Raw genomic sequence first — 17891 nt, forward strand, 5'->3', positions numbered from 1 at the left:
TCACCGTCGACTGAGCAACAACCGCTTTACCTTAGTGGGCGCCAATTGAGGGTCGATTATTGGGTCGCCTCGTCCACTAACGCATTTATTCCACGCGCCCTGACAGTCGATACTTGCGGTTGCGGCTCGTCGCCGGCGCCGTGGGCTCAAGCTCGCCTTGAGCAATGAGCGCGTTGACGCGCGACCTAACCTGGGAAATTGTAAGCCCCGTACGTTCTGCCAGCTCACGCGTCCCCAGCTCGCCGTAGTGTTTGAGTGCCGTCACAATTAAGCCCCCGCCATGATCGACCGGCTCGATCTTTGAACGGTAAAGTACGACCTTGAACCGATCGAACCCCGGGCAGAACAGGGGCTCGGCCAGACCATGCGCGCGCATGGCATCGATCATCATCGGGATGCCCGAGCCATTGCCCTCAGCCGGCGAACCTGCGCCATCCGGCAGCGGGACAATCGACATGAGTTTCACGAGTGTCGCGTTACGGCATCGGGAGCTGCCGTCAAACAAGTTCTCGCGAGCCTTTCCCCCGTAAAGGCCGCCAGGATTCGTCACCTCGACACGATCGTCAAAGACGTCGACGGCAATCGATTGTCCACAGAACCGATCCCCGTATTCTCGATGGATTACGGCGTTGGCGATTGCCTCGCGCAGAACCTCCTCGGGAATCTCCAGCGAGTCGACACGCGAGACGCCTTGGACGGTCGATGTTCGCCGCAAATTCTTGGCGACGGCCGCGACAGCACCCGAGATCATCTCGCCCAACGTTCCCTCACAGATTGTGCGGTCCATAAACCTTAGTGGCCCCGCAGCTCCCTTTTGAGCTCCCACGTGGACAGCCACATCAATGAAGAGCTTGGGATAGAACTGCTGAGGGTAAACGCCCGCGGCAAGGAGGCCGGCCTTGGTAACATTGCCCTGGAAGTCGAGGAAATTCAGACGCTCCATCTTTGTCTTCTTGTCCGCCGCACCGCGCATCGCTCGAGGCGTCAACGAATAGGCACGCTCTATCGTGCGGTCGACCAGCGACTCGTCGAGATCGCCCACACTCGTGCCGGGCACCGCATCGCGATCGCTAGGACTCGTCCGCTCATTTGACGGCAGTGCCAAAACCTCGGTCGACGAAAGCGGGACATCTTTGTCATCGATGCGTTTGTAGCTGCCACCTTGAGCGCCCCGATCTATGACATAGCAAGGCTTGCTCGACGGGTCGAGCTCCTCAATCGTAATGACGAGAACGATGACGCCCTGAAGCTCCACTCGCTCGATCGCGTATTTGGGCGGATTGGCCAGCTTTCCGCGACCGCCCGCATCGCCCATGCCCGCCACGAATTGGTTGAGCACTTTCTCGGTCTCAAAGTTTGCAACTGGGACAAAACCCGCGCGCTCGCTCACTCCGAGTACGATGATGCCGCCGGCGGTGTTTGCGAAAGCGCTGACCGTTTCCCATACGTCGCGGGAAAGCGTCGTGGCGCTCTCCTTCACTTCGACGTTAAGATCGTCCGAGCCCATGCGCCTTAAAGACTCGAGCAAACCGGTCAGTTCGTTTTCGTTCACCTGCACGTCCTTTCGCTCGGTTCTGCGAAGAATGCCGCGAATAGATTTCCTTCGTCTCTCAGTTATCTCTCGTAATTATCTCTCATCTTTCTGTTATCTCTCATATTAGAGACGAATGAGATATGAGAGATGTGTGGGCAGCGGATGAGCGTGGATTTTGGACGGTCGGAAAATGAGGGTGGATATTTGGACGGTTTTTGGGCGTTTTGAGGCTGATTCCGTCCGAAAATCCACTCTCATTCGATAGGCGTCCAAGTTTCCACGCTCGCGCGGCGGTCACGCGGGGCCTTTGCCCAATCCGCCAGCATCGTCTTCAGTTCGCCGCAGAGCCGCGGCCCCATATGGGTATACTCTCGGGGATTCGACTCGATTCGCCCCCGCTGGGGCGTCAAAGGAGACTGCATATGTCCACCACCTCAACCGACCCGCGTGCCGCTGCTGCCGCACTGCTGGTGCCCGGTACCATCTGTCACGGTTTTGCCGTCGAGCGCTGCGAGACCGTGCCCGAGCTCGACTCGGACGCCTACGTGCTGCGCCACACCGCCTCGGGCGCTCGCCTGCTGTACCTGGCGTGCGACGACGAAAACAAGGCCTTCGCCATTGGCTTTAAGACGCCGCCGGCCGATTCCACCGGCGTGTTCCATATTCTTGAGCACTCGGTGCTGTGCGGATCGGCAAAGTTCCCCGTCAAGGAGCCGTTTGTCGACCTGATCAAGAGCTCCATGCAGACGTTCCTCAACGCCATGACCTACCCCGACAAGACCATCTACCCCGTTGCCACCACCAACGAGCAGGATCTGTACAACCTGATGGACGTGTATCTGGACGCGGTGTTCAACCCGGCCATCTACACCAAGTCCACCATTTTTGAGCAGGAGGGCTGGCACTACGAGCTGGACCTGCCGGAGGACGCCGAGGGCGATGGCGAGGGCGACGCCGCCAGCCTGCGCGAGGGCACGCTGCGCTATAACGGCGTGGTGTTCAACGAGATGAAGGGTGCTCTGTCCGATCCCATGAGCGTGCTAGACGACGCCGTCAACGCCGCGCTCTATCCCGACACCGCTTATGCGCACGAGAGTGGCGGCGACCCGCGCGCGATTCCCGCACTCACCTACGAGCAGTTCCTGGACACGCACGCGCGCCACTACAATCCTTCCAACTCCTACATCACGCTCTACGGCGACCTGGACGTGGACCGCGCCCTGGCCTTTTTGGACGAGCGCTATCTGTCGCAGCCGAGTGCCGCAAGTCGGCGCATGGACGCAGCCGTTGCCGCCGGCGAGGATCCGTCCACGCTGGCACCCAATCCGCTGGACGTGCAGGCGCCCGTGACCTGCGAGTATAAGCGCATCGAGATGGACACCACGCCCGAGAACGCCCTGGTTGGCCTGGGCCTTGTGCTGGGCAGCGCACTCGACCGCAAGCGCACGATCGCCGCGGATATCCTGTTCGAGGCACTGCTGGGCTCCAACGAAGCGCCAGTTAAGAAGGCCATTCTGGCCGCCGGCCTGGGCGGCAACGTGGTGAGCTACACCGCGGCCGAAAGCCTGCAGCCCTACGAGCTCATCATGCTGCAAAATGCGCAGCCCGGCGTGGCGCGCGAGCTGCGCCGCGTGTTCCAGGACGCCTGCCGCGACCTGTGCGAGCACGGCGTTCCGCGCGAGCGCCTGGAAGCTATCATCAGCAGCAACGAGTACGACCTGCGCCAGCGCGACTACGGCATCGCCGACGGCGTGGCCATTGCGTGCGACGCGCTGAGCACCTGGCTCTACGATGACGACGCCGCGACGCTGGCACTCAAGTACGGCCCGGTGTACGAGGAGCTGCGTGGCGAGCTGGACGGCAGCTATTTTGAGGACCTGCTGCGCGAGCTGGTGCTGGAAAACGACCACATGGCGCTGGTTGAGCTGGTGCCGGTGGACGCCGCCGAGGGCGCAGAGGGTGCCGAAGCTGCCGAGCTGACTGCCAAGCGCGACGCCATGACCGATGCCGAGCTGGCCGACGTGGTCGAGCGCACGGCCGCGCTGCGTGCCGCGCAGGAGGCGGAAGACACGCCCGAGGCCAAGGCCACGCTGCCGCGCCTGCGCGTGTCCGACATTGGCGAGGCGCGCCCCGAGCCGCCGCTGATCGTGGACACGACCGCGCCCATCCCCTGCCTGCGCCACGGCATCCCCACCAACCGTCTGGCCTACGCCATGCAGTATTTCGACCTGAGCTGCGTCGCGTTTGAGGACCTGCCCTACGTGACGCTGCTCTGCCGCCTGCTCAAGCAGCTGCCCACGCGCGGGCATTCGGCCGAGGAGCTCGACAACCTGCTCGCCGGCAAGCTGGGCTTTTTGAGCTTTACGACCGAGGTCATGACCCAGCCCGACGTGGACGGCGTGCGCCCCTACCTGCTGGTGAGCGCAGGCGCCCTGTCCGAGAAGATCGACGCGCTGGCGAGCCTGCCGCGCGAGGTGTGGTCGAGCACGCTTTTGGCAGATGCCGACGCCGACCGCGTGCGCGACGTGCTCACGCAGATTCGCATTGGGCTTGAACAGGGCTTTATCAACAACGGCCACTCGGCGGCGCTCGGTCGCGTGATGAGCTACAGCTCGCCTTCGGCCGTGGTGCGTGAGCAGCTCTCGGGCGTAGACTTCTACCTGTTCCTGCGCGATTTGCTCGACCACTTTGACGAGCGCCTGGACGGCCTGCGTGCCAAGCTTGCCGAGCTGGCAGGCCGCATCTTTGTGGCCGACGGCTGCCTGGCGAGCTTTACCGGCAGCGATGAGGACTTTAACGCGTACTGGGCCGCCGCGGGCGACCTGGAGCTGGGCGCTGGCGACGGCGCCGATGCCGACCGCGACGCGCTCGTGGTGCCGACGCCGTGCGACCGCCACGAGGCTTTCGTGATCCCCAGCGACATCTGCTTTGCCGCGCGTGCGTGCGATCCGCGTCGCCTGGGCATTGACGTGACAGGCGCTTGGGCCGTGGCTGCCAACGCGCTCTCCTACGATTACCTGTGGAACGAGATTCGCGTGAAGGGCGGTGCGTACGGTTGCGGATTCCGCGCAGCCAGCGAGCGCCAGACGGCGTTCTACACCTACCGCGACCCGGCGATCGATCCTTCGATTGAGCGCGTGGAGCGCGCGGGTGCATGGCTTAGCAGCTTTGAGCCCGACGAGGCCGCCTTTGAGGGCTTTATCGTAAGCTGCGTGAGCGGCATGGATGCGCCGGTGAAGCCGTACGCGCTCACCAAGCGCCGCAACACGACCTATCTGGCCGGGCTCGATCCGCATGCGCGCGAGGAGCGTCGCGCCCAGATGCTCGCCGCCACGCCCGGTGAGCTGCGCTCGCTCGGCGCCGATGTGACGCGCATCGCAGCCGAGTCGCCCACCTGCGTCTTTGGCGGCCGCGAAGTCATCGCCAAGAGCAACGCCGGCTTCAACGTAGTCGACCTGCTGGGCTAAGGCACGGCAAAGGTAGATTTTTGGGACATGTCTGAAAATCTACCTTTTTTTCTGCGGTTTGAGCGGGGCGGCGCAGCCCACCGCGGCGATTTGTCTCAATCTGTAACATCTAGGTCCAATTTTGCCGAGTTACTGTTACAGATTGAGACAAACCGCCGCAGACGCCCACTCCACAGCACAGACCACCACAAAGGTGCCCGTCTCCTTCCTCAGTTGTGATTCGAACACTTGTTCTATACGAACACATGTTCTATAGTAGAGGTGCTTGCATCAAACTGAAATTGCAACTAGAATATAGTTGCAGAATGTGAGGCGGGATGACGCGGACCGATAAACTCATCGCCCAACTGTTTAGCTGCCCTTCGACGTATCGGTATGCGGATTTTTTAAAAGTCATGGCTTCGTATGGCTTTGAAATGGACAGCAAAGGCAAGACATCCGGATCGCGCGTTCGCTTCTACAGGCCATCAGATGGCAGGATGTTCGTAATGCACGTGCCTCATCCATCTGACGAATTGACAGCGGGGACCATTCGAAACATCGTTCGCTTTCTGCAAGATGTCGGAGGTAGTCATGAGTAACGTTTTGGCATACAAGGGTTATTTCGCCCCGGTCGAGTTCGATGCCGAACAGCATGTGCTAACAGGTATGGTCGCCGGCATTAGGGACGCAATCGTATTTGAAGGCTCCACGGTTGAAGAAGTGGAGCGATGCTTCCACGACGCCGTCGACGATTACCTTGAGTTTTGTGCCGAAAAGGGCAAGGAACCAGAGCGGGCTTTTAAGGGCTCATTCAATGTGAGAACAGGCTCCGAGCTTCACAAGCAGGCAGCACTGGCGGCGGCAAAGAAGGGTGAGTCGCTTAACAAATTTGTGGCCGAAGCAATCGCCGCGGCGTTGTAATAGAGACGAGTCGCCATCAAAACCACCACGAGGGTGCCTGTGTTCCCTTCGTGGTTGTTTTTGCTGTTTGCCTAGATAAAACCTGCCAAAATAAACCTGTCCCTTTTTGGTAGGTTTGGGAGAGGAGGCTGGGATGGACAAGGCTGAAGTGCGGCGGGCGGTGATTGCTCGGCGCGATGCTCTTGATTTGGACTTGCGCGCGGCGAAGTCTGCTGATATCTGTGCGCGGCTGGCTGAGCTGCTGGGCCGCTTGGATGCCGCGGCGCCGCGCACCGTTGCCGTCTATGCCGCGATGGGTTCCGAGGCAGACCCTGCCGCGTTTGCCGCTGCGGCCGCCGTGCGCGGCTGGCGCGTGGCCTATCCGTGCATGCTCTCGGCAGCAGACGCCGTGGCTTGTGGCCAGCGCATGTGTATGCGGGCAGTTGCCGCCGACGATGCGTCCGCGGCTCCGTTTATCGCCCACCCTGCGCGGACCTTCGCGGCCACGGACATCGACAGCGACCGCTTCCCCATCGTACCTGCCGAAGCACTCGACATGATTGTTGTGCCGCTCGTGGCCTTCGACCGCGCCGGCGCACGCCTGGGCTACGGCGGCGGCTGCTACGACCGCTACCTGCCCACGCGTTCGGCCACATGCCAGATCATCGGCATCTCCTTTGACGAACAGCGCGTCGACCACATCCCCACCGATGCCCACGACCTGCCGCTACCCCACATCATTAGCGCCTAACCGCCGCCACATCAGCCACGGCTACAGCAGCACCATCGCAGCCTAGTGCTCCTCGCCGGCGCGGGCCAGGTCGTAGGGCGTGGTCTGGTAGACGTAGTAGTTGAGCCAGTTGGTGTAGAACAGCTGAGCCTGGCTGCGCCAGACGTTGCGCGGCTCGGCGGTGGGGTCGTCGCCCGGGAAGTAATGCGCCGGCACCTGAGGATTGAGGCCGCGCTTCACGTCGCGCTCGTACTCCAGGCGCAGCGTGTCGGTATCGTACTCGGGGTGGCCAAATACAAAGAAGCGACGGCTGTCGGTCGACTTGACGATGTACAGGCCAACCTCGTCAGACACGGCCACAACCTCAAGCTGCGGCTCGGCCTCCACGTCCTCGCGGCGCACATCGGTGTTGCGCGAATGCACGGCATAGAAACGGTCGTCAAAGCCGCGGACCAGCGGGCTTTGCGGCTTCACCAGATAATGCTCAAATACGCCACTCGCCTTTGCCGGTAGGTCGTACTTCTGGATACCGTAATGATGGTACAGACCGGCCTGCGCGCCCCAACAAATGTGCAGCGTGGAGTGCACGTGCGTGGTGGACCAATCCATGATCTGGCAGAGCTCGGGCCAGTAGTCGACCTCCTCGAACGGCATCTGCTCCACCGGCGCGCCCGTGATGATCAGGCCGTCGTAGTGGATGTCGCGGATGTCGTCGAACGTGCGATAGAACGTCTCCAGGTGGCCGGCGCTCACGTGCGTGGCCTCGTGCGTTTTCGTGCGCAGCAGGTCCACCTCCACCTGCAGCGGCGTGTTGGAGAGCTTGCGCATAATCTGCGTCTCGGTAGCGATCTTGGTGGGCATGAGGTTGAGGATGAGTACGCGCAGCGGACGGATGTCCTGGTGCAGCGCGCGGTACTCGGTCATGACAAAGATGTTCTCACTCTCGAGCTGCGCGGCGGCAGGGAGGGCGTCGGGAATGCGAATGGGCATGGATGCTCCTTACGAGTCAGTTGCAGCTATGGTACAACGAGCGGGCCCATCCGCGCGAGCACATCGCCCAGCGATGCCGTCAGCGGCCCAAATCACTCCAAAAGTAGAGATTAAGGCATACCCAAAATCTATGGCGCTTTAGCCTAGCAAAGTGGCAGCAGGACGTTACAATGGTTCGACACGAAAAACTCGGCCGAAAGGATGCATATATGTACCAGACGCGTAAGATCGGTGTGGTCGGCCAGGGCCACGTAGGAGCACATGTTGCCAACAGTCTGCTCATGCAGGGCATTGCCGATGAGCTGTACCTGTGCGATATCAACGAGGCCAAGGTGACGTCCGAGGTCCAGGACCTGCGCGACTCCCTTTCGTTTGTCCCGTACAACACCAAGATCGTCAACTGCTACGACCACTACGAGGAGCTTGCCTGCTGCGACGTCATCGTCAACGCCGCCGGCAAGGTCGCGCTGGCCGCCGGCAACCGCGACGGCGAGCTGTTCTTTACCACCGACGCCGCCCGCACCTTTGCCAAGCGCATCGTCGACGCCGGCTTTGACGGCATCTTCGTGAGCATCTCCAACCCCTGCGACGTCGTGTGCACCGAGCTGTGGCACCTGACCGGCTACGATCCCAAGAAGATCATCGGCTCGGGCTGCGGCCTGGACTCCGCCCGCCTGCGCACCGAGATCTCCAAGAAGGTCGGCGTGAGCCCCAAGTCCATCGACGCCTACATGATCGGCGAGCACGGCTTTAGCCAGCTTGCCGCCTTTAAGGCCGCAACCATCGCCGGTAAGAGCCTCAACGAACTTCAGGCCGAGAACCCCGACAAGTATGACTTCGACCACATGGAGATCGAGGAGCTCGCGCGCAAGGGCGGCTACGTAACCTACCAGGGCAAGCAGTGCACCGAGTACGCCGTCGCCAACTCCGCCGCGCGCGTCTGCGCCGCCGTGCTGCACAACGAGCACGCCGTGCTTTCCGCCTCCACGCTCATGACCGGCCAGTATGGCGAGGAGGGCATCTTCACCTCCCTGCCGTGCGTGATCGGTGCCGAGGGCGTCGAGGAGGTCTACACGCTCGACCTGTCCGAGCACGAGCTCGAGGGCTTCCACAAGAGCTGCCAGCACATCCGCGACAACATCGCCCAACTCGACTGGTGGGACGCCGAGGCCTACGACGCCAAGTAAGCCGCTGGCTGCCGCGACACCTCGCCCATACGGACGCCATGCAAAGCGGGCCGTGCCGGAAATCCCCGGCACGGCCCGCTTTTTGACTCACACGGCACGCTTGCGAATCGAAGGTGAATGCTTTTCCCGTTACTTAGTACTGCTCGATGCCCATGTAGCGACGAACCTCGGGGCTGTGATCGAACACCTTGCCGCGTGCGGCGCGCAGCTCGCAGCTCATGTTGTAGAAGAAGATCGGCTCCAGGTACGAACGCACGCTGGCGGGCACGTCGCCCACGCCGTACTCGAGCGCGTCGAGCACCATGATCGTGTCGGTGTGCGTGTTGAGGAACGCCAGCGCGCGCTCCTCCATGGGGCGGCACTCACCCGACCCGAGCTGCACAAAGTAGAACACGCCGGGCTCGGTAGCCTCGAACGGGCCGTGGAAATACTCGCCGGAGTGGATGTAGCAGCAATGCTGCCATTGCATCTCCATGAGCGAGCAGATGGCCATGGCGTAGGTCTGGCTAAAGTTGGGACCGGAGCCCAGGATGTAGAAGAACTTGTGCTGCTGGCAGAGCTCGGCAAAACGGGCGCCCAGCTCGGCGTTGACCTTCTCGCGCGCGGCGGGCAGCAGCGCGTCCATCTGCTTAAGGCCTTCATACATGTCGGCGAGCGCCTCGTAACCCTCCTGCTGGTCGAGCAACTCGGCGGCGATCAGAGCGCCGATGCCCTGCGGCACCTCGGCCTGTGACACGCCCTCGCCCCACGGATAGACCCAGGTGGTCCACTTGCCGTTATCGATCTTGGAGCCCTCGCAGTCGGTGAGGGCAACGACCTCGGCACCGGCTGCCAGCGCCATCTCGCAGCCGTCAACGACCTCCTGCGTGTTGCCGCTGTGGCTGCAGGCAATAACGAGCGACTTCTCGCCAAGGCTCTTAGGAGCCATCAGGCAAAACTCGCGTGCCGTGTAGACCGTCGAGGTAAACGTGGTGGCCTCGCGCTTGAGCAGCTCGTTGGCCGGCATCAGGTCGATCATCGAACCGCCACAAGCGATCCAAAAGACGTTCTCGACCTTGCCCTTGCGCTCGATGATTTCCTGAACCAGATCATGTGCGTTCATGCTGATGCTCCTCCTTGTGGGGCGGCTTTGAACGACGACAGCTCGTACCTGCTGTCGTTCTATGTTGTCCTATTTATAGCACGTGCAATAACGCCCGTGAAGTCATCTCGGCAAATTTGTTCTATGTTGTTCTATCTGTGGACGTTAGATGTCGAAGACATAGCGCGAGCCCACGATCTTTTGGCGGCCGAGCAGTAGAGGGCGCCCGCCGGCGTCGGTAAAGTAGGCCTCCATATAGAAGAGCGGCTCGCCGACCGGCACCTCCAGCAGCGGGGCCGTCTGAGCATCGGCAAGCGCAATCTCCACGGTGCAGGGGTCGGACTTGAGCGGCGCGCGACCCGAATGCTCGGCAACGAGCGCAAAGATTGAGTTATCGGTGAGGTCCTCGTCGGCCAGCGTCTGCAGGTAGGGATGGTCGGCGAGCACAAAGGCGTTGTTCTCGAGCATGACGGGGATGCCATCGGCCGTGCGCACGCGCTCGACCACGATAAGCTCGCAGCCGGGCTCCACGCCAAAGAACGCCGCATCCTCGTGCGTCGCCGCGACCACCGTGCGCGACACCAGACGCGCACCCGGCACCATGTCGTTGGCAGCACAACCCTCAGTAAAGCTCTGGACGTCACCCTTCTGGCGAATCTTGCGCTTGAGCTTGGGAGCGCACACAAAGGTGCCCCTCCCCTGCTGGCGGTTGAGATACCCCGCGCGCGACAGCTCCTCGATGGCACGGCGCACGGTGACGCGCCCCACGCCGTAGGACTTCGCGAGCTCCATCTCGGCAGGAATGCGCGAGCCAGCAGGGTACACGCCGCGCGCGATCTCGCCCTTTAGGTCGTCCATGACCTGCTGGTACAGCGGTACGGCGGACACCTCGGCGCGCTCGGTTTTATCGTCGAATGCCATCGTTACGCTCCATCCCGCGCATGCTCGGACTCAAACTCTTCAATCGCCGCCATAAACTGTTCGCCAAAGGCGTCGGCTTTTTTCTCGCCAATGCCGTTGACCTGGATCAGCTCCTCGCGCGTCTGTGGACGCAGGCGGCACAGGCCGCGCAGGGCCTTGTCGGAAAAGACCATATACGGCGCCATCTCCAGCTCCGTCGAGATCTCCTTGCGGAGGGCACGCAGGCACTCGAACAGCTCGGCATCGTCGCCCACGCGCGGGCGCTGATCCAGCTCGGCCTCCTCGCGCAGCAGATCCACCGCACGGCGGGCGCGGGCCGAGGCTTTGCGCTTGGACGCGCGACGCTTAACGGTAAAGGCGAACGCCTCGTCCTCGACCTCGGTGGCACGCGGGCCCAGCCCCACGACCGGGTACTGCCCCTGCGAGGTGGCCAGGTAGCCGCAGCCGCACAGCTGGCCGATGATATCCTTGATGCGCCCAACCGATTCGCTCGACAGCTCACCGTAGCCGCGGTCCTCGTCCAGATGCATCTGGCGAATGCGCTCGGTGTTGCCGCCGTGGAGCACGTCGGCGATCAGCGACTTGCCAAAGCGCATGGGACGCGTGGCCACATAGCGCACGGCGGCGCGGGCCATATCGGTGACGTCCTCGACCTCGAACTGTGTGAGGCAGTTGCTGCAGTTACCACAGCCCTCGACCTCATCCGTAGCGGTGCCGCCCGCGCCAGCCGAAGCAGCATGCTCGGCCGCGGCCTCGTCGCCAAAGTAGCGCAGCATGTATTCGCGCAGGCAGCCGGTGGTATTGCAGTAGCCCTCCATCTGGCTGAGCAGGCGGTAGCGATTCTGGAGCGCCCACGCGCGCTGCTCGTCGTCGAGCGCCTCATCGGCAGCATCGCCGCGATCGATCAGAAAGCGGCGCATGCGAAAATCGTTGCCGTTCCACAGCAAGTGGCAGCTGGCCGGGTCGCCATCGCGGCCGGCACGGCCCGCCTCCTGGTAGTAGGCCTCGATGCTCTCGGGCACGTTGTTGTGAATCACGTAGCGCACGTTGGGCTTGTCGATGCCCATACCAAAGGCGTTGGTGGCAACCATCACCTGAATGTCGTCGTCGATAAAGGCACGCTGGCTCTGGCGGCGGGCGTCGTTGCCCATGCCTGCATGGTAGCGGCCAACGCGAATGCCGCTGGGGCCCAGCGCCTCGACAAGCTCGCCTGCCAGCGCGTCGACCGTCTTGCGGGTCGAGCAATACACGATGCCGCTCTCCCTCGAATGCGCGATCACATAGTCACGCACCCACGCGGCCTTGGCCTTGTCGCCCATCTCCTCGCAGCCAAAGTAGAGGTTCTTGCGATCGAAACCCGTCACCACCGTCGCGGGGTTTTGCAGGCCGAGCATCTGCTGAATGTCCGCGCGCACGCGCTCGGTCGCCGTAGCGGTAAAGGCCGCCACGATGGGGCGCTGCGGCAGGGAATCGATGAACTCGCGAATCTGCAGGTAGGCGGGGCGGAAATCCTGGCCCCACTGGCTCACGCAGTGGGCCTCGTCAATGGCCACGAGCGGCACGCCAATGCCGCCGTCCGCCGCGGCCTCCTGCGCAAAGGCTAAAAAGCGCGGCTCGAGCAGGCGCTCGGGCGCCACGTACATAAGCTGGTAGCGACCCTCGCGCGCCCGCTTGAGCACGGTGTTTTGCTGGGCTGGAGTAAGGCTGGAGTTGAGATAGCTGGGTCGCGCACCCGCCGCGAGCAACGCACGGGTCTGGTCCTCCATAAGCGACAAGAGCGGACTCACCACAAAGGTGATGCCGGGCAGCATGAACGCGGGCACCTGGTAGCAAATGGACTTGCCGGCGCCCGTGGGCATAACACCCAGCGCATCGCGGCCTGCAAGAATCGCATCCACCATGCGGTCCTGTCCCGGGCGAAACGAGGTGTAGCCAAAATAGGCGCCGAGCGTGTCAAGCGCCATCTGCTGCATGCTATCGGTCATGGTTTCCTAACGTCCAAGTCATCTGCCGCCGATTATACGCCGCCACGCGGACCGGTGCCGCACGGCTGCCGGCCACGGGCGATGCAATCCGAAGGGAACGAGCGTGGATTTTTGGACACTTTCTGGATGAGCGTGGATAATCTCCCACTTTGAACCCGCCACCAAGCCAAAAACGGGAGATTACCCACGCTCGTTCTGCGGGTAGTCGTTGGGAACCTTCTTGAATGACCAGTCGTTTAAGAGCGTCCCCAATAAGCAATCTCTTGACAAGCGCGGAAACGTCGCCGGTTGAGCATAAGCCAGCGAAAACGCCCCTAAGCGAGCAAGGTGACGTGAAAGAGGAGGGAAGCGTACTTCGGTACGCGACCGACGATTGAACGTCAGATTGCCGCTTAGGGGCGTTTGCAGCGTCGACCGGTCCGCCGTTCGTTAGAACGGCGGAACCAAAGGCGCAGCGTCGAGCCGTTACGCGATTTGGTAAAACCACGTAACTTATATGACCATGACGTAGCGGCTGCCCACGTAGTACTGTTTGCCGAGCAAGACCGGCTCGCCATTGGGACCGATAAAGCCGGCGCGCAGGTTGAGCAGCGGATCGTGCGGAGCGATGCCCAGCTCGGCCGCCTGCTCAGCGCTGGCGCGAACGGCCTCGACCGTACGGTAGCCAGCCGAGACAATCGGGGTTCCGCCAACACGCCCGACCTCGGCAAAAATCGACTTGTCCTCAAGGTCGGCTGTCAACAGTTCACGGTAGGCGTCAAACGGCACAAAGACGTTCTCCTCAAAGATGGGCTCGCCGTCGGCCGTGCGCACGCGCTTAATATGCAGCAGCAGCGCGCCCTTCTGCAGGCCAAAGAACTCCATCTCGTTTTGGCGCGCCGGAACGATCTGGCGATCGACCACATGTGCACCGGCCTTCATGCCGTTATCGGCACACAGCGCGGTAAACGTCTGCAGCGTCGAGGCGTGGAACTGACGGTTGATGTGCGGCGTGGAAACAAAGGTGCCACGGCCCTGCTGCTTAACCAGGTAGCCATCGGAGCACAGCTCCTCGACGGCGCGGCGCACCGTAATGCGGCTCACCTCGTACTGCTCGGCTAGCTCGAGCTCGGACGGAATACGCTCCTTGGGTGCATAAACACCTTTCTCGATCGCATCCTTGATTTCGTCGTAAATCTGCTGGTAAAGCGGTGCATTTTTGGTCGCGGGCATATCTGATCACTCCTATCAAAATATCGAAATTACTAATACGTATATAACGTCTAGCTCTATGTTACATCATAACGATAAAACGATACACACTGCCTACCAAAAAGCGACAGGTCTATTTTGGTAGGTTTTATCTGGTCAAACGAGAGCCCCCCGAAAGCAACGGGGCTTTCGAGGGGCTCATTCGAATGGACTGCGCTTGACCGGCAAAAAGCCAAAACCCTACTTGCCGTCATCCTGCTGCAGGCTGTCCTGCTCGCTGAGGCGCGCCTGCCTGCTGGCCATGCGCGCGGGCTTGTCGGGATCGGGTACGGCCGTGGGCATGGGCTCGTCGACATGGCAGCCCCACCAGCCGCCCACAAAGTTGAGCGTGTGAAACACATTGATCACGGCGCCGGGATCAATGTCGCACACCAGCTTGATAATGTCCTGGCTCTCGTAGGTCGAGACAACGGCGTGCAGCAGGTACATCTTCTCGCGGCTATATCCGCCGATGACCTCGGCGCAGCTAATACCATGCTGAAAATGGTCAACATAGGCGGTCATGACCTCGTCCGCCTTGCGCGTTGTGATCTGCAGCGTCACGCGGTCGTAGCGACGATAGAAACTGTCGATGGTCTTGGTCGAAATAAACTGGAACACGATGGAGTACGCCGCATTGTCCCAGCCAAATATAAAGCCAAAGATCGCCAGGATAAAGCAGTTGAAACCAAAGATGACGCCCCAAATGGTCTTGCCCGTGTGGTTGGAGACCCACAGCGCGATAAAGTCGGTGCCACCGGTAGATGCGCCGGACTTAAGCGCGATGGCAGCGCCCAGACCCGAGACCACGCCGCCAAAAATGATGAGCATGATCTTGTCACCCAAAAACGGCGCGAAGTGAAAGACGTTGAGGAACAGCGACGAGAGCACGACCTGCATCATCGAGAAGATGACGAAACGCTTGCTAATGCCGCTCCAGCACAGGAGCGCCACGGGGATGTTGAGCGCGAGCATACCGAGCGAGATGTCGATATGAACGCCGCCGAGCGAGGTAACGCGATCGAGCAGGACCGCGACGCCGGTAAGGCCGCTCGGAAGCAAGTCGGCGGGCCGAATGAACGCCTGGATCAGAAATGTCTGGAGAACGGCGGAAATGGTGACCGCCACGGAGGTAATGGCGCGGCGGACGATGGTGAGGCGGCCGAGCACGAGCACGCGGTCCGTGAGCTGATCGATGGCGTTCGCCACGTAGGCTCCTTTCGAAGGCAGATATAGTTGTGGGGCATGTCCGCGATTGTAGCATGGAGCGTGCGGGGGCGCCCCAATTCACCCTCTCTCGACAACCATCAGAAGGACCGTGAGGCCGCTCAAAAGAAAAACGCCGTGAAGAGAGCGATCCCTTCACGGCGAATTCGGCATTTGCCCAGATAAAACCTGCCAAAATAAACCTGTCCCTAAATGGCAGGTAGGATGTCGGTCAGGTTGTCGATAACAACGTCGGCGGCGGACTGGTCCAGGTTGACGCCCTCGTGCGGACACAGCGCCAGGACGCGGGCGCCGGAGCGCTTGCCGGCCTCGATGCCCAAAGGCGAGTCCTCGATAACCAGGCACTCGGAAGGCTCAACCCCCAGTGCTTCCATGGCACGCAGGTAGATCTCGGGGTCGGGCTTAAACGCACTGCACTCGTGACCGCTGATGGTGTAGTCCAGCACGTCGGCGATACCAGCAATCTCCACCAGCTCGTCAATGAGCTCGCGATAGGACGAGCTCGCGATGGCACACTTCACGCCGCGCTTGTGCAGCTCACGCATCACCGGCTCCGTCTGCTCGTTGAGTAGCTCGGCATACGGAACGGGATGAGCGGGGCAATATCTTTTTTTATATTCCGTGAGCAATTCCTCGCGTAACGTGAGATTGCCAGGAACTAGAGCTTCCCAGATTGCCGGTTCATTAGACCCCGAAAGATCTGGAATTCTATCGTACGTAATGCCATGCTCCTCCATAAACGCCACGCGGCGGCGGTTGTAGAACCACTCGGTATCGACCAGCACGCCGTCCATGTCGAACAGCACTGCCTTGATCATACGCATCTCCTCCCACCTGCCAAAAAGGGACAGGTTTATTTTGGTAGGTTTTATCTGGGATTTGCGACGCGACAGACACGCCCTCCCCAGAGCAAAAAAGGGGACGGGGCGCAAACCCCATCCCCTCTCAATCAACCCGTAAGGTCTACTTACTTGTGATTAGTAGGAAAGCTTCCACATGTAGCGACGCATGGTCAGCGGGTGCTGACGGGCCTCGGCGATCTGGTTGCCGTACTCGCGCATAACGGCGAGGTGCAGCAGCGGGTTGAAGTAGGTGACGACGCTCGCGGGCACGGCGTCAGCCAGGCCGTAGTCCTTGGAGTCGATCAGAGCGACCTTGGCGCCCATGCGCTCAAGGAAGGTGAGGGCGCGGGCGTCCATCGGACGGGTAGCGCCATCAGACATGAAGAAGACGTAGGGCTTACCCTCGGTGGAAACCTCGAACGGGCCGTGGAAGTACTCGCCGGTGTTGTAGGCGGCGGCGTCGATCCACTGCATCTCGGTGAACAGGAAGGCGGCGTGAGAATAAGCCATCTTCTCGGAGGCACCGGAGGCCATGAAGTAGATCATCTTGTCGTCCTTGAAGTCCTCGGCGAACTTCTTGGCGAGCTTCTTGCAGTGCTGAGCGGCGTTCTCGCAGAGATCGAAGACGTTGGTGAGGCCGGTGATCATGTCCTCGTAGTGGTCATAGCCCTCGGTCTGCTGAAGGATCTCGAGAGCAAGAGCGATGGCGTAGCCGGGCTTCTCGCACTTGGCAGCGAAGTTGGCGTGGAAGCCGTGAACGATGACGTGGTCGGCGTCGACGGTCAGAGCGGAGCCAGCCTTGTTGGTGAGGGAGACGACCGGGCAGTTGTGCTTCTTGGCGGTCTTGTTGGCCTCGACGGTCTCGGGCGTGGAGCCACCGAGAGAGCAGGTGATCACGAAGGTGTGCTCGTTGACCCAGGAAGGCGTGTCGTAGTTGAACTCGTTAGCGGTGAAAATCTGAACGTTCAGCTTGTCCGTGTTGTTGGCCAGGAAGTACTTGGCGGGGTAAAGGTCGGACATGGAAGCACCGGAGCCGACGAAGGCGACGCTGTGGATCTCGTGGTTGGACAGGACGTCAGCGACGATCTGCTTAGGGAGGTTAAGGTCGATCTCGTACATCTGACACATTCCTTTCGATTTTTGCGGCGCCACTTTGCCGGACGCACGCAGGGTTACCGTGATTTGGACCGAGTCGTCGGCCCGTTAAGAATGCGACAAAGGGACTGTCCCATTGTCACGTATAGGGATGGAAGCCTGCCTGGGGTATGGGATGCCAGGCAGGCTCCCCGGGGAAAGCGGTTAAACGCTTAGTCGCGACTAGGCCAGGATGCCGGCCGCGAAGAGGGCGATGCCGCCCACGATGGCGGTCACGAATTTATCCATCATTCGCGTCGGGTGTTGCGCTACTCAGCAACCACTAGACAGACGTAATTGGATCCTTCGGGAATGACGGAGTCTGCTGGCTGTAGAGCTTAATCCCCATCCCAAGCAGCTCGCGCGTATCGTTGATTTCCGAATCGTCCAGGAAAACGCTTTGGTCAATCTGCTTCGAACCTTCTTTGTTAAAGGTCGCGCCGTACTGCACTTCAGTAATTGCACCAGTCGCACTGCAAACATCAACTAAGGCCCTAGTTGTACCGAATACCATCATGATGTTTTCTTTTAGCTCAAGAATCTTAGGCATCTTTGCAATGGTTTTTTCCGTTGTAAAGATACTGAGCCTGATTCCCGCAGGTTTTGCCTTGATTATCAACTTTATCCGAACACCTCCCACATTCATCCGCACATGTGCGGATGAATGTGGGAACCCGATAC

Annotated in this window: 15 protein-coding genes; 5 read left to right on the top strand and 10 right to left on the bottom strand. The window is 61.0% G+C overall.

Annotation, left to right across the window (positions count from 1 at the left end):
• Nucleotides 1–85: 85 nt before the first annotated feature.
• Nucleotides 86–1552, bottom strand: coding sequence for an ATP-binding protein (locus ABCN01_RS03725; protein ID WP_342995977.1), 1467 nt, complete (start codon nt 1550–1552; stop codon nt 86–88).
• A gap of 404 nt (nt 1553–1956) precedes the next feature.
• Here ABCN01_RS03725 and ABCN01_RS03730 point away from each other — a divergent pair, with 404 nt between their 5' ends.
• The 4 genes from ABCN01_RS03730 (at nt 1957) to ABCN01_RS03740 (ending at nt 6634) form a co-directional block, all read left to right on the top strand.
• Nucleotides 1957–5001: an insulinase family protein gene (locus tag ABCN01_RS03730; RefSeq protein WP_342995978.1), complete on the top strand. Its 3045-nt coding sequence runs from the start codon at nt 1957–1959 to the stop codon at nt 4999–5001.
• A 317-nt stretch (nt 5002–5318) separates the two neighbouring features.
• Nucleotides 5319–5582 (top strand): type II toxin-antitoxin system HicA family toxin, encoded by a 264-nt coding sequence (locus ABCN01_RS09525; RefSeq protein ID WP_425458727.1) that lies wholly within the window; start codon nt 5319–5321, stop codon nt 5580–5582.
• Entirely contained in the window at nt 5575–5904 is a 330-nt protein-coding gene (locus tag ABCN01_RS03735) for a type II toxin-antitoxin system HicB family antitoxin (protein ID WP_055285251.1), read from the top strand. Before ABCN01_RS09525 ends, ABCN01_RS03735 begins: the two co-directional genes overlap by 8 nt.
• 133 nt (nt 5905–6037) lie before the next feature.
• Nucleotides 6038–6634, top strand: a complete 597-nt coding sequence (locus tag ABCN01_RS03740; RefSeq protein ID WP_342995980.1) for a 5-formyltetrahydrofolate cyclo-ligase — start codon at nt 6038–6040, stop codon at nt 6632–6634.
• Between the two features lie 42 nt (nt 6635–6676).
• Here the strand turns inward: ABCN01_RS03740 and metA are convergent, their stop codons facing one another.
• Nucleotides 6677–7603, bottom strand: a complete 927-nt coding sequence (metA, locus tag ABCN01_RS03745) for a homoserine O-acetyltransferase MetA (RefSeq protein WP_006235124.1) — start codon at nt 7601–7603, stop codon at nt 6677–6679.
• 209 nt (nt 7604–7812) lie between these two features.
• Between metA and ABCN01_RS03750 the strand changes: the two genes are divergently transcribed.
• Nucleotides 7813–8790, top strand: a complete 978-nt coding sequence (locus ABCN01_RS03750) for an L-lactate dehydrogenase (protein ID WP_342995982.1) — start codon at nt 7813–7815, stop codon at nt 8788–8790.
• Nucleotides 8791–8923: 133 nt separating this feature from the next.
• Here the strand turns inward: ABCN01_RS03750 and ABCN01_RS03755 are convergent, their stop codons facing one another.
• The 8 genes from ABCN01_RS03755 to ABCN01_RS03790 all read right to left on the bottom strand — a co-directional run.
• A complete protein-coding gene (locus tag ABCN01_RS03755) occupies nt 8924–9892 on the bottom strand; it encodes an SIS domain-containing protein (RefSeq protein WP_342995983.1) in 969 nt (322 codons plus the stop codon).
• A 144-nt stretch (nt 9893–10036) separates the two neighbouring features.
• On the bottom strand, nt 10037–10792 hold the full coding sequence (locus tag ABCN01_RS03760) for a GntR family transcriptional regulator (RefSeq protein ID WP_342995984.1): 756 nt from the start codon (nt 10790–10792) through the stop codon (nt 10037–10039).
• 2 nt (nt 10793–10794) lie between these two features.
• Nucleotides 10795–12777, bottom strand: coding sequence for a RecQ family ATP-dependent DNA helicase (locus ABCN01_RS03765; protein WP_342995985.1), 1983 nt, complete (start codon nt 12775–12777; stop codon nt 10795–10797).
• A gap of 492 nt (nt 12778–13269) precedes the next feature.
• Entirely contained in the window at nt 13270–13989 is a 720-nt protein-coding gene (locus ABCN01_RS03770) for a GntR family transcriptional regulator (protein WP_343014195.1), read from the bottom strand.
• 219 nt (nt 13990–14208) lie between these two features.
• On the bottom strand, nt 14209–15216 hold the full coding sequence (locus ABCN01_RS03775) for a YitT family protein (RefSeq protein WP_342995987.1): 1008 nt from the start codon (nt 15214–15216) through the stop codon (nt 14209–14211).
• 206 nt (nt 15217–15422) lie between these two features.
• Nucleotides 15423–16052 carry an HAD family hydrolase gene (locus ABCN01_RS03780; RefSeq protein WP_342995988.1) on the bottom strand — a complete coding sequence of 210 codons (630 nt, stop codon included), beginning with the start codon at nt 16050–16052 and terminating at the stop codon, nt 15423–15425.
• 159 nt (nt 16053–16211) lie between these two features.
• Nucleotides 16212–17195, bottom strand: coding sequence for an SIS domain-containing protein (locus tag ABCN01_RS03785; protein ID WP_342995989.1), 984 nt, complete (start codon nt 17193–17195; stop codon nt 16212–16214).
• A 298-nt stretch (nt 17196–17493) separates the two neighbouring features.
• A partial coding sequence (locus tag ABCN01_RS03790; RefSeq protein WP_343014196.1) for a PTS sugar transporter subunit IIB occupies nt 17494–17891 on the bottom strand: 398 nt, incomplete at its 5' end.

Origin of the sequence: Collinsella aerofaciens, assembly GCF_039062365.1 — a bacterium.
In the GTDB taxonomy this organism is placed as follows: domain Bacteria; phylum Actinomycetota; class Coriobacteriia; order Coriobacteriales; family Coriobacteriaceae; genus Collinsella.